General features: G+C 74.7%; 17 protein-coding genes. 1 reads left to right on the top strand and 16 read right to left on the bottom strand.

From position 1 onward, the window contains the following. The 11 genes from ACIPK4_RS32350 to ACIPK4_RS32300 are packed head-to-tail and all read right to left on the bottom strand — an operon-like array spanning position 1 to position 11,428. Positions 1-1,542: a hypothetical protein gene (locus ACIPK4_RS32350; RefSeq protein ID WP_402319337.1), complete on the bottom strand. Its 1,542-nt coding sequence runs from the start codon at positions 1,540-1,542 to the stop codon at positions 1-3. Further along, positions 1,539-2,204, bottom strand: coding sequence for a phage baseplate assembly protein V (locus tag ACIPK4_RS32345; RefSeq protein ID WP_402319335.1), 666 nt, complete (start codon positions 2,202-2,204; stop codon positions 1,539-1,541). Before ACIPK4_RS32345 ends, ACIPK4_RS32350 begins: the two co-directional genes overlap by 4 nt. Further along, a complete protein-coding gene (locus ACIPK4_RS32340; RefSeq protein WP_402319332.1) occupies positions 2,204-3,289 on the bottom strand; it encodes a phage late control D family protein in 1,086 nt (361 codons plus the stop codon). Before ACIPK4_RS32340 ends, ACIPK4_RS32345 begins: the two co-directional genes overlap by 1 nt. Then, positions 3,282-3,461 (bottom strand): hypothetical protein, encoded by a 180-nt coding sequence (locus tag ACIPK4_RS32335; protein WP_054226442.1) that lies wholly within the window; start codon positions 3,459-3,461, stop codon positions 3,282-3,284. Before ACIPK4_RS32335 ends, ACIPK4_RS32340 begins: the two co-directional genes overlap by 8 nt. Further along, positions 3,458-4,906: a hypothetical protein gene (locus ACIPK4_RS32330; RefSeq protein ID WP_402319329.1), complete on the bottom strand. Its 1,449-nt coding sequence runs from the start codon at positions 4,904-4,906 to the stop codon at positions 3,458-3,460. The genes ACIPK4_RS32335 and ACIPK4_RS32330 overlap by 4 nt, the downstream gene beginning before the upstream one ends. Further along, a complete protein-coding gene (locus ACIPK4_RS32325; protein ID WP_402319326.1) occupies positions 4,903-5,502 on the bottom strand; it encodes a phage tail protein in 600 nt (199 codons plus the stop codon). Before ACIPK4_RS32325 ends, ACIPK4_RS32330 begins: the two co-directional genes overlap by 4 nt. Position 5,503: 1 nt before the next feature. Then, complete coding sequence (locus ACIPK4_RS32320) at positions 5,504-7,534, bottom strand: phage tail sheath subtilisin-like domain-containing protein (protein WP_402319323.1); 2,031 nt, start codon at positions 7,532-7,534, stop codon at positions 5,504-5,506. Continuing rightward, positions 7,531-7,986 (bottom strand): phage tail protein, encoded by a 456-nt coding sequence (locus ACIPK4_RS32315; RefSeq protein WP_054226438.1) that lies wholly within the window; start codon positions 7,984-7,986, stop codon positions 7,531-7,533. The genes ACIPK4_RS32320 and ACIPK4_RS32315 overlap by 4 nt, the downstream gene beginning before the upstream one ends. A 28-nt stretch (positions 7,987-8,014) precedes the next feature. Next, positions 8,015-9,886: a phage tail sheath family protein gene (locus tag ACIPK4_RS32310; RefSeq protein ID WP_402319320.1), complete on the bottom strand. Its 1,872-nt coding sequence runs from the start codon at positions 9,884-9,886 to the stop codon at positions 8,015-8,017. Between the two features lie 16 nt (positions 9,887-9,902). Further along, positions 9,903-10,832 (bottom strand): hypothetical protein, encoded by a 930-nt coding sequence (locus tag ACIPK4_RS32305; RefSeq protein ID WP_402319318.1) that lies wholly within the window; start codon positions 10,830-10,832, stop codon positions 9,903-9,905. Further along, entirely contained in the window at positions 10,829-11,428 is a 600-nt protein-coding gene (locus ACIPK4_RS32300; protein WP_054226435.1) for a DUF4255 domain-containing protein, read from the bottom strand. Before ACIPK4_RS32300 ends, ACIPK4_RS32305 begins: the two co-directional genes overlap by 4 nt. 179 nt (positions 11,429-11,607) lie before the next feature. Here ACIPK4_RS32300 and ACIPK4_RS32295 point away from each other — a divergent pair, with 179 nt between their 5' ends. Further along, entirely contained in the window at positions 11,608-12,528 is a 921-nt protein-coding gene (locus ACIPK4_RS32295; protein ID WP_402319315.1) for a hypothetical protein, read from the top strand. Positions 12,529-12,562: 34 nt separating this feature from the next. Here the strand turns inward: ACIPK4_RS32295 and recQ are convergent, their stop codons facing one another. From recQ to ACIPK4_RS32270, 5 genes are all read right to left on the bottom strand, one after another. Further along, entirely contained in the window at positions 12,563-14,575 is a 2,013-nt protein-coding gene (gene recQ / locus ACIPK4_RS32290; protein ID WP_402319313.1) for a DNA helicase RecQ, read from the bottom strand. A 76-nt stretch (positions 14,576-14,651) separates the two neighbouring features. Continuing rightward, positions 14,652-15,164 carry an O-acetyl-ADP-ribose deacetylase gene (locus tag ACIPK4_RS32285; protein ID WP_402319311.1) on the bottom strand — a complete coding sequence of 171 codons (513 nt, stop codon included), beginning with the start codon at positions 15,162-15,164 and terminating at the stop codon, positions 14,652-14,654. Continuing rightward, positions 15,164-16,582 (bottom strand): phytoene desaturase family protein, encoded by a 1,419-nt coding sequence (locus ACIPK4_RS32280; RefSeq protein WP_402319308.1) that lies wholly within the window; start codon positions 16,580-16,582, stop codon positions 15,164-15,166. The genes ACIPK4_RS32285 and ACIPK4_RS32280 overlap by 1 nt, the downstream gene beginning before the upstream one ends. Before the next feature lie 77 nt (positions 16,583-16,659). Continuing rightward, positions 16,660-17,484 (bottom strand): inositol monophosphatase family protein, encoded by an 825-nt coding sequence (locus ACIPK4_RS32275; RefSeq protein WP_402319305.1) that lies wholly within the window; start codon positions 17,482-17,484, stop codon positions 16,660-16,662. An 87-nt stretch (positions 17,485-17,571) separates the two neighbouring features. Further along, entirely contained in the window at positions 17,572-19,071 is a 1,500-nt protein-coding gene (locus ACIPK4_RS32270; RefSeq protein WP_402319303.1) for an NCS1 family nucleobase:cation symporter-1, read from the bottom strand. Positions 19,072-19,123: the final 52 nt, after the last annotated feature.

Raw genomic sequence — 19,123 nt, 5'->3', positions numbered from 1 at the left:
TCATCCCCCCTCGCACAGCGGGTCCTCGACCGGCGGCTCCGGCCGCGGGGGCACCGGGAGCGGGGCGGTGGCGGGCGGGGTGACGAGGTCCACCAGGTCGTCGAGGTCCTCCTGGGCGAAGGCGCCGTCCGCGTCCCTGAGGCGGGCGCCGGCGCCCCTGGTACCGAGGAGTTCGTCGAACGCGTCGGTCTCCGGCCGCCCCATGTCGGCGAGGCTCTTGCCGCCGGCGAAGAACGCCTTGAGCGCGGCGGCCGCCTCCAGCGAGGGCGGCAGGCAGAACCGCAGGGCGAGCAGCCACCACAGCTGGAACAGGAAGACCACGATCGGCAGGAACATGCTGAACACGAAGTACGCCACGATCATGAAGATTTCGAGGGCGAAGGTGCAGGTCCGCGGGACGGTGCCGGTCACCGAGCCGGAGGCCGGCGTGCCGCCGCCGGGGTCGAAGGACATCTGCGAGCCGGGCGGGCTGGTGATCGCCACCCCGCCGGGGCCCGGCGGCGCCGCGGCCCGGGCGGCCACCGCCCGGAAGTCGGGCATGGTGATGGAGACCTTGCGGTTCCGGGTGCCCTCCGGGTCGAAGAACGACGCCAGCCGGAAGGGCTCCGTGGGCTTGCTCCAGGAGGTCCGCGGCGGGCACTGCTCGTGGCCCGGCCCCGCGGGGCGCCGTACGAAGACGCGGAGTTCGTAGACGGACCGGTCGTCGAGCTTGGGGGCGCCGAGGTCGTCGTGGTCGGCGGAGGAGGTCGGCACCACCCCGAACCACAGCGACCGCTGCGGTGGGCGCGCTCCGTCCGGGCAGTCGCCCGAGCGGCCGGGCAGCCGCCACATCGGCAGCTCCTGCTCCCGGTCCCCGGGCCTGCCCTCCGGCGGCGGCTCGCCGAGCCTGCGCCACTGGCCGCCCGCGGCGCCCGCCATCCACGCCTGCGTCTCCTTCCTCAGGCCGACCCGGTCGAGGAGTTCGCGGTTGGCCTCCTCGAAGGCGGTGCGGTGGGCGAGATCGGCCCACAGGACGTCCCGGGCCTCCGACAGGTGCGGCCCGGTGTCCGGGCCCGGCTGTCGTCCGGCGGCCAGCAGTTCGGCCGACAGCCTGCGGGAGAGCGTCCGCAGCACCCTCGGCTCCGCGTCCATCTCCACCGTGCGGCGGCGCATCACGAAGCCCACGTCGAGGCCCTCCGCGGACTGCGGGCGCGGCAGCCCCGGCCGGTCACAGAAGAGCTCGACGACGACCGCGTAGAACCGCTCGTGGCTGGGCTGGTAGAGCTTGCGCAACCGGGTGCGGACCAGCTGGTGGGTGGCGAACCGGGCCCGCCCCGGTCCGCGGTGGGCGGGGCCGACGGGCACGGGGTACGACCAGACGTCCTCGTCGGGGTCGAACAGCAGCGAGTCGCGCGGGTCCGCCACCAGCGTCCGGACGAACTCGGCGGAGGCGTACTTCTGGAGCGTCGGGGCGTGCGCGCAGGGGTCGAAGCGGTCGAAGTGCCCGCGCTCGCAGGTGTACCAGGGCGCCAGGACCTTGAAGCCGTGCTCGGCGGCGGTCACCAGATGTTCCCGGCGCCCGGGGTGTAGGCCGGGGAGATCACCACTTGCTCGGTGACCAGCGTGGCGCACTTCACCAGGCCGCTGAAGGTGGACAGCGGGGCGTTCACCGCGACCACGGGCGCCTTGACGTCGACGGACACGTTCGCCTGCACCTCCACGGAGGTCGCCGTCAGCCGCACCACGCAGCCGCCGCTGTGCCGGATCGTCACCTGCCGGGTGGCGTCGTCGAGGGTCACCTCGTGGCCGGAGGCCATCGTGATGCGCACCCGGGCGGCGCCCCGGGTGTCGTCGAACTCCAGCCGGCTGTCCGCCCTCGACCGCAGGGTGCGCAGGTTGTTGGCGTCCTGCGGCTCGTGCGGCAGGGCGGTGCGGCCGTTCCAGGCCGCACCGAGGACGTAGGGGCGGCGCGGGTTGCCCGCCTCGAAGGCGACGACGACCTGGCTGCCCACCTCGGGCAGCACCAGCAAACCCTGCTCGTCGTCGGCGTACGGGGAGCAGAGCGTGGCCCAGGCGCGAACGTCGCGGTCCCCGTCCCTGCCGAGCCAGGGGAAGCGCACCTCGATGCGGCCGAGCCGCTTCTCGTCGACGATGTCGGTGACGAACGCCGGGTAGACGCCGAAGTATCCGGGGGCGGAGCCGTCCACGGGAGCGGGCAGGGCCATCAGACCACCTCGTTCATGCCGGCGCGTTCGGCGTCGAAGCGGGTGCGGAAGCCGTGGTCCGCGTCGAAGGTGTGGCGGATCCGGGTGACGTGGTACCCCTCCCCCTCGAAGGGCGCGCCGACCGAACGCAGCACGAGGCGCCCGCCCACGACGAGGTCCGGACTGCCGTTGGTGGTGCCCGCGACGGTCACGAACCGGCGTCCGCGGCGCAGCATTTCGGCGCGCGCCCAGGCGGCGGCCTCCTCGGCGGTCAGCGCGGCCTCGCGGACCCGCAGGCTGGTGCCCGGGCCCAGTGCCCGGGCCAGGAGCCGTGCCCCGGTGCGGCCGTCGGCGGTCTCCGCCTCCACGGCCTCGGGGCCGGCGCGTTCGTCGACGATCTCGCGCCGGTCGGCGTCGTAGCCGGTGACGACGACCTCGCTGCGCTGGTGGGCCAGGTCGGCGCAGAGCCGCACGGACATGAGCTCACCGCCGTACACGAGGGTCTGGGGGGTGGCGCCGCGGCTGCCGCGGGGCCGGAAGTGCAGGGTGCGGCCGGCCGCCCAGAGTTCGGCCTGGACCAGCCGGGCCCGTTCCCGCAGGAAGGCGAGGTCGCTCTGGTTGAGCTGCTGTACGACGTCGTAGCGGGGTCCGGGGACGTCCGCGTCGGCGTCGAGCCCGTGCTCACGGGCCACCTCCTCGGCGAGCCCCGCGTCGGTGGTGTCGCGGTAGGTGCGCATCCGGCGGGTCATCCGCAGCCTCATCAGCGCGTCCTCGGCGTGCACGAGGACGAGTGGTGGTTCGCCGTCCCCGAGGACGAGTTCCAGGCCGGAGACGACGCCTTCGAAGACGTACCGCTGGCGCGACGGCGGGCCGAGGGCGACCTTGAGCGCGCTGCCGAGGCCGACCGTGGACCCGTCGAGGTGCCGCAGCCGGTCCTGCGGGCCCTTGGCCCCGGCGCCGACGGCGAGGAAGTGCGCGCGCAGGGTGCGCAGCCCCTCGACGCCTTCGGCGACCTCCAGGCGTACGCAGTCCCGCGCGAGGTCCTTGACGAGGGCGCCGCCCACCTCGAACACGGGCGATACGACGGCGAGCGCCGCGTCAGTCATCGAAGCCCTCCGCGGCGACGCGGGCGGCGAGCCAGGCGGCGCGCTCGCAGGCCTCGCGGTGGTGTTCGGCGGCCGCCCACCTCCCGGCGGGCCCGTCCGGGCCGGCCGGCGGCGGTGCGGAGCCGCCCGCGGGCACGACTTCGGTGTGCAGCTCTCCGATGTACACGCTCATGGCGGGCCTCCTCGCGGTGTCCACCTCAGGGTGGTCGGGCCCGCGTCACGGCCGCGTTGCTCGCAGTCGGCGGCGGTCCGGCCGGGCGCGGCGGGCGGCAGCCGCTCCCACGGGGCGGCCCCGGGGTCGGGCGCCGGGACCTCCTCGCGCCGGGCCCGGTCGGCGAGGCTGCGTCCGCCGCCGGCCCGGACCTCGGCGAGGGTGCCGGGGTCGGCGCGGGCCCGCAGCGGGATGCCGCGGCCGTAGCCGAGGGCGCGCCGGTCGAGCTCCGGCCGCGGGGCGTACCCGGCCGGTCCGGGCAGGCCGGGGCCGCGTCCGGGCGCCCGGTACGGGGACCCGGCGGGGCCCGTCGCCCCGGCCTGCGCGTCCCGTCCCCCCGGCGGGCGGTCCGGCGCGGGCGGCACCTCGAAGCCGGCGCGGGCCCGTGCGGTGGCGGAGTCCACCGCGGCGCCCGTCACGAGCTCCGTGGACGCGGCGATCCCGCCCCCGGCGCTGATCACGAATCCGGCGAGCGCGGGATCCGCCCCGGCTCCGGCCCCTGACCCGGCCCCTGCCCCGTGGCCCGGCGCCGCCGGCGCACCGGCCTGCGGTGGCGCGGTCAGGCCCAGTGCGGCGGCCAGGCCCTCGACGGAGGTGGGTGCGGCGGCTCCGGCGTAGCCCGCCGAGAGGCTGATCCCGGCGGCGGCGAATCCCGCCGAGACTTCCGCGCCCAGCTGGACGGTGGCTCCCGCGGCCAGGGTCAGCGGACTGTCGAGTCCGCTCATGGCGCCGCGCCAGGCCGCCGGGTCGAGCCCGAGCCGGGACAGCAGCTGCTGGGCGGATTCCCCGTCCCGGGCCTGGACGACCTGGCGGGGCCGGCTGGTGCCGGACGTACCGGGTGCGGCGCCGGCCGGCCGGTCGCCCGCCTCGGTGGCGCTGCGGGCGTCACGGGTGCCGGGGCCCTCGGCGTGGGCCTGGTAGGCGAAGTTCTGCTCGACGACGGTCACCGCGACCTTGGCCCGCAGCGGGGTCCCGTCGGGGGCGAAGTGGTCGAGTTCCTCGTTGACCTGCGTGACGATGCCGTTGTAACGGAGGGTGCCCCAGACGAAACGGACGGCGGGCGGCGGGTCGGAGGCCTTCGCCGGGGGTTCGACGAACTGCCGTACCAGGGCGGTCCACCGGCGTACGTCGACGTACTGTCCGCCGGCGCGCTGTTCGGCCGTGTCGAACTCCAGGTCGAAGGTGAGGGTGGAGCCCTCCTGCGCCGGGTGCTGGACCTTCTGGTTCTTCGTGGTCGCCCCGCCCCGGTCCACGTTGTTGTTGCGGCTGATCCGCAGGGTGGCCGGGTTGAACTGGACGGGGAGCGGCTTGCTGCCCTCGGCCTCCCTGACGAGCGGCGGCTGGTCCTTGCCCGGCTGCGCGGTCACCGTGAGCCGCTGCAGGGTGGCGTGGACCAGGGCCGTCACGGGGTCCGCTCCAGGCGCAGGCCCTCGTGGGCGATGTGCAGTTCCTCCACGGCTATCTCCCCCGTCCTGGCGTTGAGCGTCGGTCCGGTGATCTTCAGGGGCAGTCCCCGGACGAACGTCCAGTGCGCGACCACCCGTTGGCCCGCCGGGTCGAGCACCTCCACGTGTCCGTCGTAGCGGGCGACGGGGGCACCGCCGGCGACCATGCCGTGCAGCCAGTCCCACAGGGCCGGATCGGCGCTCCCGCCGCCGGCGGCGACGAGCATGCCCCGTTTGAGGACGATCGGCTGGAGCCTGACCCGTCCGGCCCGGCGCACCACTTCGTCGTTCGCGCCGCCCTGGAGGTACTCGCGGACGTCCGCCTCCAGGGCCAGCCCGGCGCATTCCTGGAACCCTCCGTCGCCGAGCCGGTCGGGGGACCCGTCCGCGGCTCCGGGGGCGGACGCGGCGGGGGCCAGCGGGCCGGACCCGGACGCGGCGGCCTCGGACGGGGGACGGGGGATGGCGGGCGGGGGCTCGGCGGTCCGGCCGGGCGCGGCGCTGCGGATGAGCCGCACCCGGAACCTGAAGGTCTGTACGAGCTCGGGCACGCTCATCTCAGGTCACCGCCACGGCGCCGTCGGCGTCCTGCGCGATCCGCAGGACGAGGTACTCCAGGGGCCGGGCGGGGGCGACGCCGATCTCGGCGACGAGCCGTCCGAGCCCTTGCGACCAGCCGGGGTTGAGGCGCTCGTCGCAGCGTACGAAGAAGGCCCCCTCCTCGCTGTCGCCCGCGAACGCCCCGCTGCGGTACAGGCCGCGCAGCAGGTGTACGACGGCTCCGCGCAGTTCGTCGCGCAGCTGCGGGGTGTGGGGTTCGAAGGCCAGCGCCCGGGCCTGCCGGTCCAGGGCGAGGCGCAGCATGGTCATCAGTCTGCGGACGCTGAGCTGGAGGTAGTCGGGGTCCCGGGAGAGGGTGCGGGCGGAGGCCAGCCGGTAGCCGTCGCGCTCGGCGCGGAACACGTCGATGCCGAGGAGGTGCAGCTCGTCGCAGTCGGTGTCCCGGAGGCGCTGGAGGGCGGTCACGGCGTCGGCGGCCAGGGCGTTGGCGGGACCCCAGGGCAGTCCGAGGCTCCGCTCGCGCTCGGCGATGATCCCGGCGGCGAAGCCGGAGGGCGGGACGTGCACGGCCCGGTGGTCCGGGTCGTCGGGTGCGACGGTCCCGAGCCAGGGGTGGTAGGCGGCGGCGTACGAGCTGTCGAAGGCGGCGCGCCAGCGGGCGACGGCGCGGACGGGCAGCCCCGGCGGAACGTCGAGGAGGGCGACGAACCGCCGCTGCCGTTCGGCCAGGGCGACGAGCCGCTGCTGGCGCCGCAGGATCTCGGGCAGCTGCGCGGCGCCGTCCAGGAGCAGGCCGCGCGGCCGGGCCGGGTGCAGGGTCAGGGGGACGGGCGGCGGCGGGCACGGCGCGAAGCTGTCCGCGGGCTCCCGCGCCGGTGTCTCGGTGACGGGGACGCTCTCGCCGTACTGCCAGAGCAGGTCGGGTACGCACAGCAGCGCGACCTCGGCGACCAGCGCCATCCGGTCCATGCCGACGACGTCGGCGGACACCGGGTCCTCGGCGCTCTCGGCGCCGCCGACGGGCAGCAGTTCGGGGGGAAGCGGCCCCTGGAAGCTGTCGGCGCCGATGGACTCCCAGCGGTCCATGCCCGGGCGGACGGGGCGGGAGAGGGCGGAGCCGAGGAAGGCGTCGGGTGGCAGGAGCGCTGCGGGCCAGGGCCCGTCGGGGGTCACCAGCAGTGATTCGGCGGCCAGTACGGAGGCGGCGTACCGGGGGTGCGCGGGGCCCAGGCCGAGTTCGGCGAACCGCTCCTGGCGGGGGTGCGCGGGGTCGCCGTCGGCCACGGTGACGGTGGCGGTGACGAGTTCGGCCTCGACGGCCGGCGCCGCACCGGCCGGGGCACCGGCCGGGGCACCGGCCCCCGCGCGGGAGCCGCCGCCGGGCGGCCGGTCCAGGACCGCGACCCGGGTGCGCGCCCCGGACGCGTCCTGCCGCTCGGCCAGTTCGAGGACGCGGAAGAAGCTCCCGGCCGCCGGCAGCCCCGGACCCCGGACCCGCAGCACGGAGCCGGCCGGCGGGGTGCGCCCCTCGGGCAGGGCCAGGTCCCGGCCGGTCGCGGCGGCCGTGAACTGCCCGGTGCCGCTGAACTCCCAGCGCACCGTGAGCCCCCCGCCCCAGCTCCCCTCGTTGCGGGCGCACAGCCCGATGGTGCAGGGCGCTCCGCGGCCGGGGTCGGCGCCGGGTGCGTCCGCGCGGGCCAGCGTGATCCGGTGCAGGGCGCGGGCCTGCTCGGCGGCGGGGTGCGGGGCGCGGGGCAGCGGCCCCACCCGCAGTACGTGCGCCCGGACCCCGCCCTGGGCGAAGAAGGCCCGCACCGCGTACGGGAGCAGGCCGGGCCCCTCGAAGCCGCCGAAGTGGCGCTGGTAGTCGCTCCAGCGGTCGAGGGCGACGGGCTCGTCGACGGGCCCGCGGGGTGCCACGCCGACGAACCCGGCGACATCCAGGCGTTCCGGCCGGAAAGAGGGCGGCGGCCGGCGGGCGTCCCGCAGGACCCCGGGCGCTCCGAGGCGCAGTCCGGCGGGGGTCACAGCGACTGGAAGTCGATGCGTTCGGCGACGAGGTGGAGCTCCTCCATCGCGACCTCTCCGCCGCCCTTGCCCGTGAGGGTGGGGCCGACCCACTTCTTGGGCTGGGCGGCGCGCAGCACCCAGGCGCAGACGGGCTGTCGTCCCTCGTCGTGCAGGGTGACGGTGACGGTGCGGGCGTCGTGGGCGCCCTCGCGCGTGGCTTTGATCCAGTTGAAGAGCCGCAGGTCGCCGATGATGCCGCGCTTGAGGGTGACGTCGTTCGTCGTGTTGGTGTTGGCGATCTTGCGGACGTGGTTCTCGGGGTCGTTGCCGTTGCGGTACTCGGAGAACTTCACCTCGTTCCCGGCTCCGCTGAAGTCGGAGAAGCCGCCGGCGATCTGGTCCTCGCCGCCGGTGTCGCCGAGCTTGACGAGGAAGTTGAAGGCTCCGTACGGGTTGTTGCGCGTGGCCATGGGTTCTCTCCCTGTGTCGGCGCGGGCGTCAGCTGCGCTGGGCGTCGGCCGTGAACTGTCCGATGCGGAACACGACGAACTCGGCGGGGTAGGTGGGTGCCACGCCGATCAGGCAGATCAGCCGTCCGTTGTCGAGGTCGTTCTGGGTCATGGTGGTGCGGTCGCAGCGGACGAAGAAGGCTTCCTCGGGCTTGGTGCCGAGCAGGGCCCCGGTCCGCCAGACGGAGATCAGGTAGTCCTCGACGGTCTGCCGGACGGAGGCCCACAGCCGCTCGTTGTTCGGCTCGAACACCGCCCACTGGGTGGACTTGTCGATGGAGTGCTCCAGCTGGATGAACAGCCGGCGTACGTTGACGTACTTCCACTCCGGGTCCGAGCTCATCGTGCGGGCGCCCCACACGCGCCGGGCCCGGCCCTCGAAGAGGCGCAGGGCGTTGATGCCCTCGGGGTTGAGGACCGACTGCCGGTCGTAGGTCACGTTGGAGGTGAAGTCGGTGATGCCGAGGAGGACTTCGTTGGCCGGGGCCTTGTGGACCCCGCGCTCGAGGTCGCTGCGGGCGTAGACGCCGGCGACGTACCCGGAGGGCGGCACGTCGAGGACCGGCGAGGGTGCGCCCGGGTCGGGGCGCCGGCCCGGATCGGTGATCCGCACCCACGGGTAGTAGAGGGCGGCGTGGCTGGTGTCGAACTGGGCGCGGAACCGGCGCACTTCGGAGACCGAGCTGTCACGCGGCGGGTCGACGATCGCCATCCGGTAGCGCAGCCGCTCGCAGTGTCCGATGAGGAGGTCCACCGCGGTCTTCTGCTCGTCGCCCTTCAGCGTCACGGTGTCCGGGGCGGCGACGATGGCGATGTCGTCGATCTCGGCGAGCGCGCCGAGCCCGCGGGCGGGGTCGGCCAGGCTGTCCGGGTTGGCCTCCTTGCCGCCCAGGTCCTGCGCCGTCAGATCCAGCCCGTCGCCGCCGCGGGTCAGGTGGGCTCCGGGCTGCGCGAGGGTGAGCAGTGCGGCGAGCCGGGCGCCGGGGGCCGGCGGGGGTGCTCCGGCGGCGGGTTTGATGGTGTCCAGCCAGACGAGGGAGAACTCGTCGGCCGGATCGGAGGCCTGGAGCACGTTGCCCACCGAGCGGGGGTGCCGGTCGTCGAGTTCCAGCTCGTTGTAGACGTCGATGCGGTCGCCCAGGCGTACGGTGACGGCGAGGGTCAGGTGGAAGGCGGCGAATCCGGCCGCGACGGGTTCGAAGTCCTGTCCCCTGAGGTACCCGAGGACTCCGTCGGCGCGGCGTACGACGGTCCTGACCCGGTCGGGCACCGGCGGGGTGCCGTCGGCCGGGGAGGGTACGTTCCCGCCGGTCAGCGGGAGGACCTCCACGGCGGCTCCCTCCTGCACGCCGGTGAGCCGGAGCGTGCCGTCGCTCCCGGCGATCAGGATGTTCTTGCCGCGCCGGAAGGTCACCGCGACGGAGATCCCGGCCCCCGCCGAGCCGGGCCAGCGGGCCCGCCAGTACAGCAGCGGGGTGCCCTGGGCGGGGACGGCCAGGGAGGCGAAGTTGGCGTCGACGGCGGTGGGCGCGCCCTCGGCGGTGCCGGTGCGGACGAAGGGGAAGACCCGGGACACGTAGAGCCGGCGGCCGCCGTTGGCGAAGAACGCCCGTGCGGCGAGGGCGAGCAGGCAGTCGTCCTCGCCGATCCGCAGCCCGCCGAAGGCCCGTTCGTACTCGGTGAAGCTGGTGACGAGCACCGGGCCGGGCAGCACGGTGGGACCGCCGGGCAGGGTGTAGGGCACGGGTCCGTAGGCGGTGCGGCCGGCCATCCCGAACGTGCTGGTCGGCACGGACTCGATGGACCGTGAGCGGAAGCTGGTCTCCTCGACGTAGACGCCGGGGGTCAGGTACTCGGGCATGTACGGGTCTCCTCCGTCACGGGTCGGGCGGGGTGTGGGGCAGGTCGGCGGCGTGGACCACCCGGCCGACGGTGAGGGTGCGGACGGTGTCCGCGGCGGCGGTGCGGTACCCGGCGGGGCGGGCGGTGCCGCGCAGGACCTCGTTGTCCAGGTCCTGGGGGCGGGGCGGGTTGGCGCTGCGGACGAGCGGTTCGGCGACGAGGCCGGCCAGCGGATCGGCGGACGGCGCGGGGGGCGGACCGGCGACGGGACCGGGCGGCGGCGGGTCGGGGGCGTGGGTGCGCAGCGCGACGGGGAACCGGGACGGCCCCGGGTACGGGAGCACGCCGACCCCGTCGATCAGCAGCAGCACCTGCCCGTGCTCGTCGCCGTGGGCCCAGCCGAGGGGGACCCCGCCGGGCCCGAAGGCGTCCACGCGCGGCCAGCGCACGGGGGCGGCGTCGGGGCGGGTCACGCGCAGCCGCAGGCCGGTCGTGCCCTGGGGGACGGGGTAGCCGGGGCCGGGCAGCAGCCAGGGGATCAACAGGCGGGCGCCGGCGGGGACATGGGGTGCGGTGGGGGGCCGTTCGTCGGCACCGGAGAGTTCGGCGGGGGTCCACAGCGGCACGGTGAACCGGCGCGGTATCCAGCGCCGGGCGGGGTCGTCGACGCGTACGGTGACGGCGGCGGGCAGGGCCCCCGCGGTGGTGTGGCGCAGCACGAAGCCGGTGGCGCCGTGACCCTCCAGCGGCCTCACCGGGTCCGGCGCGTGCCGGCGGCGGCCCGGTACGGGGGTGCTCTCCCAGCCCACGCGCAGGCCCGGCCCGGCGGGGGCGCGGCTCCTGGCGTCGAGCGGCCGGACGGCCAGCGCGAGCCGGTGCAGCACGTCGACGGCGCCGGCCTCCACCGTGATCCGCCGGTCCGGGCGGCCGCCGGCCGGCCCGGGCGGGGCGTCCGCGGGCGTCATCGGGCCGGCTCCGGCGAGGATCCGGCGGCGACGACGGTGACCTCGCCCGGGGTGGGCCCGGCCGGCCCGTCGATCCGGATGACGCGGGCGAGGTACGGCAGGCAGAGCCGGTAGTCGGTGGTCATCGCCTGGAAGGCCTCGCTCATCGAGTCCATGGCGAGTTCGTCGGGGACGACCTGGACGCAGTCCCCGGCGAGCCAGCCCCCGCTCGGGTCGAGCAGGGGTCCGGTGAGCAGGCCCTCGCTCTCCAGGATCCGGGCGACGAGCCCCAGCCATTCGAGTTCCGCCTCCACGGACTGGTCCCAGGCGGCGATCATCAGGTGCATCCGCAGCGGCAGCCGGGGCAGCCCGTCCTGGGCGGCCATCGCGGCCAGCGCGGGCCGTGTCTCGCGGTCGATGCTCAGGCGGTAGCAGTAGACGGACACGGCGGGGTTGCGGATGAGGGAGCCGGGCGTTTCGACCTTGTCGAAGTCGACGGGCCCGGCGAGGACGGCTTCCGGGCGGCGCCCCGGCGCAGGGATCTCCTCGGCGAAGCGCCGGTTGAGCAGCGCGACGACGCTGCGCCCCACGGCGGCGAGTGCCCGGTATCCAGCCATGGGCCGATGCTGCGGCCCCTCCCGTCACGGGGGCGTTGCGCGGGCGGACGGCGGTGTGCGAGCGGACGGCGGTGTGCGGGCGGACGGCGAGTGCGGGCGGCGATGGCCGGGCGACGGGCCGGTGACACCGCCCGGCCCACACTCGGGTGCGCCTGCCCCCTCACCCAGGAGAGCCCACCATGAGCAGCACCGCGCACCACCCCCCGGCCGGCACCGGCACGGGCGGCTGCGACCCCGGCGCGGTCGACGCGCTCGCCTGCATCGCCGCGGGCATCCAGCGCCGGGCCGAGGTCACCCAGGAACACCTGCCTCAACTGCGGGAGTTCCAGGATAAGTTCAACAGCGCCCGGACCGAGTACACCAAGGCCCGGCTGGCCGCGAGGACCGATCTGGACGAGGCGGCGGCGACGCTCGCCGAGGTCCGCGAGCAGATCCGCTGCCGGGTCACGCACGAGCAGCGCCACTGTCTGCAGCAGGCCGTCGACGAGGTCTTCGAGGACATCCGCAGGTGCACGGGCGGCTGGGGCTGCTGCGTGGACGACTGCGGCTGCGCGTTCGACGACACGGTCGGCCCGGACGACACGGTCGCCACGCTCTCCGCGCGCATCGCCCGGTACACGGCGGACACCCTGGCGGCCGCGGCCTGCTTCACCGGTCTGGACGGCGAGCTGACGGCGCTGCCCGAACGCGCGGCGAAGATCAAGACGGACGCGGCCCAGCTGCTGGCCGACGTCTGCGACGCCGTGCTGGGCAAGGACGTCGTCCGCCTCTACGCCCGCCTCCTGGTGCTGCTGCGCCGCATCACGGAGGCCTGGCGGGGCTTCGCCACGGTGTCCGCGTTCGTCGACTGCCTGTGCAGGGCCCTGCTGTGCGTGCTCAGGGGCTGGCAGGCGATCGCCGTACTGGAGGGCGCCCGCGCCGAGCTGCTGTGCAAGGAGGAGACGCGCAGGAAGGCCTGCGAGCGCAAGCAGCGGGAGACGGTCGAGGAGGTGATGGCGGAGTACGCGCGGCTGTGCCCCCCGTGCAGCGCGCAGCCCGAGGGGACCGGGGAGGAGGACCCGTACGGGGAGCCGCCCCACGACTTCGAGGGTGCGGGCTGACCGCCGGCTCCTCCTCCCGGACCGGCGGGCCGGGCTACTGCCAGTCGTCCCAGGGCGGGTCCGCGTCCTCGAAGTCGAAGGGCGGCTCCTCCTCGGCGTACGGGGCCGGGGGCTCCGCCGGGGCCGCCTGCGCCGTCGCCGGGGGCGACGGGGGCTCGGGGGTGGACGGGGGCTCAGGGGTGTCGGTCCCGGCCAGGGTGGCCAGGATCCCCTCGGCGTACTTGGCGAGCTTCGCCTCGCCGACCCCGCTGATCGTGCCGAGTTCCTCGGCCGTGCCCGGCAGCCGGGTGGCGATCTCCCGCAGGGTCGCGTCGTGGAAGACCACGTACGCCGGCACGCCCTGCTCCTTCGCGGTCGCGGCCCGCCAGGCGCGCAGGGCCTCGAACACCGGCACGGCCGCGGCCGGCAGGTCGGCCGGGACCCGCCCGGCCTTCCCGGAGCCGGAGCCCGCACCGGAGGACCTGCGGGCCGCCGCGGCCGGCGCCGCCTCCTTGCGCATCGGGACGCTGCGGCGCCCGCCCAGCACCTCGCCGCTGGCTTCCGTCAGGACCAGCGTCCCGTAGTCGCCCTCGACCGCCAGCAGCCCCGAGGCCAGCAGCTGCCGTACGACCCCGCGCCATTCCGCGGTGCTCAGGTCGGTCCCGATCCCGAAGACCGACAGCGCGTCGTGGTCGAACTGGATGACCTTGGCCGTCTTCTTGCCCTGGAGGATGTCGATGATCTGGCCGGCGCCGAACTTCTGCCGGCGTTCCTTGGCCAGCCGCCACACCGTGGACATCAGCTTCTGCGCCGCGACCGTTCCGTCCCAGGACTCGGCCGGGGTCAGACAGGTGTCGCAGTTGCCGCAGGGCCCGGCGGCCGACTGACCGAAGTACGCCAGCAGCCGCACCCGGCGGCAGTCCACCGTCTCGCAGAGCGCGAGCATCGCGTCGAGGTGCCCGGCCAGGGAGCGGCGGTGCGTCTCGTCGCCCTCGGAGCCCTCGATCATCTTGCGCTGCTGCACCACGTCCTGGAGGCCGTAGGCGAGCCAGGCCGTGGCCGGCTCGCCGTCGCGCCCGGCGCGGCCGGTCTCCTGGTAGTAGCCCTCGACGGACTTGGGCAGGTCCAGGTGCGCCACGAAACGGACGTCCGGCTTGTCGATGCCCATGCCGAACGCGATCGTGGCCACCACCACGATCCCGTCCTCCCGCAGGAAGCGCGCCTGGTTCGCCGCGCGCGTCCGGGCGTCCATGCCCGCGTGGTACGCGACGGCGTCGATGCCGTGCTCCACCAGGAACGCGGCGGTCTTCTCGACGGACGCCCGCGACAGGCAGTAGACGACGCCCGCGTCCCCGTCGTGCTCGGTCCGGATCAGCTCCAGCAGCTGCCGCGTGGGGTTGTTCTTCGGGGCGATCCGGTACTGGATGTTGGGCCGGTCGAAGCTGGCCACGAAGTGCCGGGCGTCGCCCTCCGCCAGGCCGAGCCGGGCGGCGATCTCGGCGTGCGTCGCCTCGGTGGCCGTCGCGGTCAGCGCGATCCGCGGCACCGTGGGCCAGCGCTCGTGCAGCATGGACAGGGCGAGGTAGTCGGGCCGGAAGTCGTGGCCCCACTGGGCGACGCAGTGCGCCTCGTCGATCGCGAAGAGCGACACCCTCCCCCGGTCGAGCAGCCGCTGCGTGCCCTCGGTGCGCAGTCGCTCCGGGGCCAGGTACAGCAGGTCCAGTTCGCCGGCGAGGAAGGCCTGCTCGACGGCCTGCCGCTCGTACGGGTCCTGCGTCGAGTTCAGGAACCCGGCGCGCACACCGAGCGCGGTCAGCGCGTCCACCTGGTCCTGCATGAGCGCGATCAGCGGCGAGATCACCACGCCCGTACCGTCTCTGACCAGCGCCGGGATCTGGTAGCAGAGCGATTTGCCGCCACCGGTGGGCATCAGCACCAGCGCATCGCCGCCGCCTGCCACGTGTTCGATGATCTGCTGCTGCTCGCCGCGGAAGGAGTCGTATCCGAAGACGCGGTGCAGCACCTCCAGGGCATCGGGGGTCTCGGTGGGGGCGTCGACAGGGCTCATCCCCGAAGCCTATCGACCCCCACGGACACACCCGCCCCGATCCACCGATCCGGTGATCACTCCATGGTCGCCGCGATCAGCCGAGAGCCGCCTGGAACGCCGTGTACGCCGCGTCGTCGAAGAGGACGAAGCGGACCTCTTCCACCGGGGGCGACGCCGACGCGCGGGCCGTTTCCACCGCGATGCGGGCGCCGTCGTCCATCGGCCAGCCGTAGATGCCCGTGGAGACCGCCGGGAAGGCGACCGTGCGGGCGCCCAGCTCGGCCGCGACGCGCAGGGACTCGCGGTAGCAGGACGCCAGCAGCGCGGAGCGGTCCTCGTCCCGCGACCAGACCGGGCCGACCGTGTGGATCACCCAGCGGGCCGGGAGGCGGCCCGCCGGGGTGGCCACGGCCCGGCCCGTCGGGAGGCCCTTGCCGTACTGGGAGGCGCGCAGCGCCCGGCAGGCCTCCAGGATCTCGGGGCCGCCGCGCCGGTGGATGGCTCCGTCCACTCCCCCGCCGCCGAGCAGCGAGGAGTTCGCCGCGTTGACGACGGCGTCCGCGTGCTCGGCGGTGATGTCCCCGCGGACGAGGGTGATGCGCACCATCAGGGTGCCTTTCGCAGGTGACGCCAGACCGCCTTGGCCGCGTTGTGGCCGGACATGCCGTGGACGCCGGGGCCGGGCGGGGTGGCGGAGGAGCAGAGGAAGACGGCCGGGTGGGCCGTCGTGTACGGGGACAGGGACAACTTCGGGCGCAGCAGCAGCTGCAGCCCGGAGGCGGCGCCGCAGGCGATGTCGCCGCCGACGTAGTTGGGGTTGCGGGCGGCGAGTTCCGGCGGGCCGGCGGTGGCGCGGGCCAGCACCAGGTCGCGGAAACCGGGCGCGAAGCGTTCGATCTGGCGCTCGACGGCGTCGGTGAGGTTCCCGCGCCACCCGGCGGGGACGTGGCCGTACGCCCAGAAGACGTGCTTGCCCTCGGGTGCCCGGCCGGGGTCGGCCAGGCTGGGCTGGGCGGTGATCAGGAAGGGGGTGCGGGGGGCCCGGCCGCCCGCGGCCAGCTGGAGGGCGGCGTCGATGTCGCGGGCGCGCGGGCCGATCTGGACGGTGCCGGCCCGGCGGGGCGCCTCGGCGGTCCAGGGGACGGGTCCGGACAGGGCGTAGTCGAGCTTGAAGGCGGCGGCGCCGTACTTGTAGCCGTCGTAGGCGCGTCCCAGGCGGGCGATCCGGGCCAGCGCGGTCGGCGAGGTGTCGAAGACGTACGCCCGGGCCGGCGGCAGGTCGTCGAGGCGTTTGACCTCGAAGCCGGTGTGGAGGGTGCCGCCGAGGTCGCGCAGGTACGCGGCGAGGGCATCGGAGATCGACTGTGAGCCGCCGCGGGCCATGGGCCAGCCGCCCGCGTGTGCGGCGAGGGCGAAGACGAGGCCGACGGCGCTGGTGCCGATCCCGCCGAGGGGGGCGATGACGTGCGCGACGAGCCCGGCGAACAGGGCCCGGGCCCGCTCCTCGTGGAAGCGGTTCAGCAGCCAGGTGGACGGTGGCAGCCCGGCGAGCCCGAAGCGGGCCAGCGTGAGGGGGTCGCGGGGCAGGGCGGTCGACGGCAGGGACATGAAGTCCCGGGCCAGGGTGTCCCATCTGCCGAGGAACGGCTCGACGAGGCGGCGGTAGGTGCCCGCGTCGCGCGGGCCGAGGGAGGCCGCCGTCTCGGAGACGGAGCGGGAGAGCACGGCGGCCGTGCCGTCGTCGAAGGGGTGGGCCATGGGCAGCGGGGCGTGCAGCCATTCCAGCCCGTAGCGCTTCAGGGGCATGGTGGCGAACACCGGCGAGCCGGCGCCGAGCGGGTGGACGGCCGAGCAGGGGTCGTGCCGGAAGCCGGGGAGGGTGAGCTCCTCGGTTCGGGCCCCGCCGCCGACCGTCTCCGCGGCCTCGAACACGGCCACCGAGAAGCCGCGCCGGGCCAGCTCGACGGCGGCCGTCAGCCCGTTGGGACCCGCCCCCACCACGACCGCATCGAAAATCGACGGCACCTTGAGACTCCTTCGTCCGGTGGCGGCTGCCCTCCCAGGATATTCGGCCCGTCCACGCGGGCCCCGGGCCGTGCCCGTCAGATGCCGCGCAGCAGGTCGCGGATCCGCAGGGCGGTGGCCTCGTCACGGCCCACGGCGAAGGGCAGCGCGTTGTCCCGGTCGATGCGGAAGGGGACTCCGGCGACGGTGCTCTGCGCTCCGCCCGCCTCGGCGACCAGCAGCAGTCCGGCCGCGTGGTCCCAGGCCGAGGGCCAGGTGAAGGCGAGGCCGTCCATCTCGCCGCGGGCCACCTTCAGGTACTCCAGGCCGGCGGATCCGCAGGGCCGGGCCGTGACCCCGGGCACGTCGAGCCGGGCCAGGGTCCGCTTGTCCTCCTCGGAGGTGTACAGCGGGTGGGCCATGGCGACCCGCAGCTCGGCGCCGGGCTGCGGGGAACCGCTGTGGATCCGCTCGCCGTTGACGTACGCTCCCCGCCCGCGCACGGCGGTTGCCAGCTCGTCCAGCGCCGGGGCGAAGGTCCAGGAGGCGAGGATCTCCCCGCGGTGGGCCAGGGCCACCAGCGTGCAGAAGGCGGGGTCGCCGCCGACGAACTGGCGGGTGCCGTCCACCGGGTCGACGATCCACACCGGCGCGTCGGCGCGCAGCGCCCCGTACACGGTCGGGTCGGCGTGCACGGCCTCCTCCCCGACGACGGCGGAGCCGGGCAGCAGGCGCGTCAGGGCGGCCGTGAGGTGCTCTTCGGCCTTGCGGTCGGCGATGGTCACGAGATCGTGCGGACCGCTCTTCTGGTCCACCTCGTGCTCGGCGAGCTGCCGGAATCTCGGCATGATCTCCACCGCCGCAGCCTTGCGGACCGCTTCTTCCACCGCGGACAGGTCTTGGGCCAGGAACTCTTCGATCATGCCCCCATCACACCACGCCCGGCTGACAAACCCCTCCGCCCGTCGCGTCCACCGGCCGGCCTCCAGGTGTACTGCGGGTGGCGCCGGTCAGCGGTCGGGATGCCGGCGGATCATCAGGGCCGTGTACAGGAGGAAGGCCGAGGCCACGCCGACCGCCCAGCCGTAGTCGGCGAGGGGCTTCAGGAAGGGGATCAGGCCCTCCTCGGGGAAGGGGCCCTGGCCGGGGGCCGAGTGGGAGCCGCCGATGGCCAGGACGCCGCCGACGACGAAGGCCGCCACCGCGCTGATGTTCCAGCCGCCCGTGTACCAGTACGGGCCGCCCTCCCGGTACAGGTCGGGCAGTGACAGCCGGGTGCGCCGCACGACCCAGTAGTCCGCGATGAGGATGCCGGCGACCGTGCCGAGCAGGCCGCCGACGAGGCCGAGCCAGGTGTAGATGTACAGCTCGGGGGTGGAGGTCAGCTTCCACGGCATGATCAGGACGCCGACGACGCCCGTGATCAGTGCGCCCCGGCGGAAGTCGATCCGGCGGGGCGCCAGGTTGGCCAGGTCGTACGCCGGGGAGACGACGTTGGCCGCGATGTTCACCGAGATCGTCGCGACGAGCACCGTGACCAGGGCGTAGAGCAGCCCGAAGACGCTGTCGGTCTTGGAGACCAGCTCCACCGGGTCCCAGATCGGGGCGCCGTACACCGCCTCCGAACCGGAGGTGACGAACACCGACAGCAGCGCGAACAGGGTCATCGTCGTCGGCAGCCCGAGCGTCTGTCCGAGGATCTGGCTGCGCTGGCCGGCGCCGAAGCGCGTGAAGTCGGGGATGTTGAGCGAGAGGGTGGACCAGAAGGCGATCATCCCCATGAGCGACGGGAAGAAGACCGGCCAGAAGTCCTCGCCCCAGCCGAGCTTGGACGGCTGGTCGAGCAGCTCGCCGAAGCCGCCCGCCTTGACCCCGATCCACACCAGCAGGGCCAGCGCGCCGACGATGACGAACGGCGCGGCCCAGTTCTCGAAGCGTCTCAGGGCCTCCATCCCCCGGTAGATGATGGCGAGTTCGAGGGCCCAGAAGAGGATGAAGCACAGCCACAGCGGCCAGGGCTGGCCGGCGATCTTCGCGGCGTCCTCCCAGCCGCCGAAGATCTTGCCGAGGAGGACGAAGATCCCGGATCCGCCGATCCAGGTCTGGATCCCGAACCAGCAGCAGGCCACGGCCGCCCGGATCAGCGCGGCCAGGTTGGCTCCGCGCACCCCGAACGGGGCCCGGGCCAGCACCGGGAACGGGATCCCGTACTTGGGCCCGGCGTGCCCGATGAGCAGCATCGGCACGAGCACGATGAGGTTGGCCAGCGCGATGGTGAAGACGGCCTGTTTCCAGTCCATCCCCAGGGCCACCAGCCCGGAGGCGAGCAGCCAGGAGGGGATGTTGTGGGCCATGCCGACCCACAGGGCCGTGAAGTTGTACGTCGTCCAGCGCCTGGCCTCGACCGGTACGGGGAGGAGGTCGGGGTTTGCGAATCGGCCGTCGGAGGGGACCTCTCCGGGAGCGAGCTCCACGCGGTCCCTGGTGTCGCCGATCGTGTGGTCCGGCATGTGCGCGCGTCCCTTCGGGTCGGTGGGGGTCTCGGTCGGGCTCCGGGCGCCG

The sequence above is a fragment of the Streptomyces sp. NPDC086989 genome (genome assembly GCF_044745505.1).
GTDB lineage: Bacteria > Actinomycetota > Actinomycetes > Streptomycetales > Streptomycetaceae > Streptomyces.
The sequence above is the reverse complement of the archived record's forward strand: the minus strand, read 5'-3'. Positions and strand labels throughout refer to the sequence as shown.

What these genes read in the sequence shown, in the direction of transcription:
- ACIPK4_RS32340 (WP_402319332.1), bottom strand. Translation starts at nt 3,289, where the DNA reads ATGACTGACGCGGCGCTCGCCGTCGTATCGCCCGTGTTCGAGGTGGGC.
- ACIPK4_RS32275 (WP_402319305.1), bottom strand. Translation starts at nt 17,484, where the DNA reads ATGATCGAAGAGTTCCTGGCCCAAGACCTGTCCGCGGTGGAAGAAGCG.
- ACIPK4_RS32335 (WP_054226442.1), bottom strand. Translation starts at nt 3,461, where the DNA reads ATGAGCGTGTACATCGGAGAGCTGCACACCGAAGTCGTGCCCGCGGGC.
- ACIPK4_RS32295 (WP_402319315.1), top strand. Translation starts at nt 11,608, where the DNA reads ATGAGCAGCACCGCGCACCACCCCCCGGCCGGCACCGGCACGGGCGGC.
- ACIPK4_RS32325 (WP_402319326.1), bottom strand. Translation starts at nt 5,502, where the DNA reads ATGAGCGTGCCCGAGCTCGTACAGACCTTCAGGTTCCGGGTGCGGCTC.
- ACIPK4_RS32345 (WP_402319335.1), bottom strand. Translation starts at nt 2,204, where the DNA reads ATGGCCCTGCCCGCTCCCGTGGACGGCTCCGCCCCCGGATACTTCGGC.
- ACIPK4_RS32270 (WP_402319303.1), bottom strand. Translation starts at nt 19,071, where the DNA reads ATGCCGGACCACACGATCGGCGACACCAGGGACCGCGTGGAGCTCGCT.
- ACIPK4_RS32300 (WP_054226435.1), bottom strand. Translation starts at nt 11,428, where the DNA reads ATGGCTGGATACCGGGCACTCGCCGCCGTGGGGCGCAGCGTCGTCGCG.
- ACIPK4_RS32310 (WP_402319320.1), bottom strand. Translation starts at nt 9,886, where the DNA reads ATGCCCGAGTACCTGACCCCCGGCGTCTACGTCGAGGAGACCAGCTTC.
- ACIPK4_RS32305 (WP_402319318.1), bottom strand. Translation starts at nt 10,832, where the DNA reads ATGACGCCCGCGGACGCCCCGCCCGGGCCGGCCGGCGGCCGCCCGGAC.
- ACIPK4_RS32285 (WP_402319311.1), bottom strand. Translation starts at nt 15,164, where the DNA reads ATGGTGCGCATCACCCTCGTCCGCGGGGACATCACCGCCGAGCACGCG.
- recQ (WP_402319313.1), bottom strand. Translation starts at nt 14,575, where the DNA reads ATGAGCCCTGTCGACGCCCCCACCGAGACCCCCGATGCCCTGGAGGTG.
- ACIPK4_RS32315 (WP_054226438.1), bottom strand. Translation starts at nt 7,986, where the DNA reads ATGGCCACGCGCAACAACCCGTACGGAGCCTTCAACTTCCTCGTCAAG.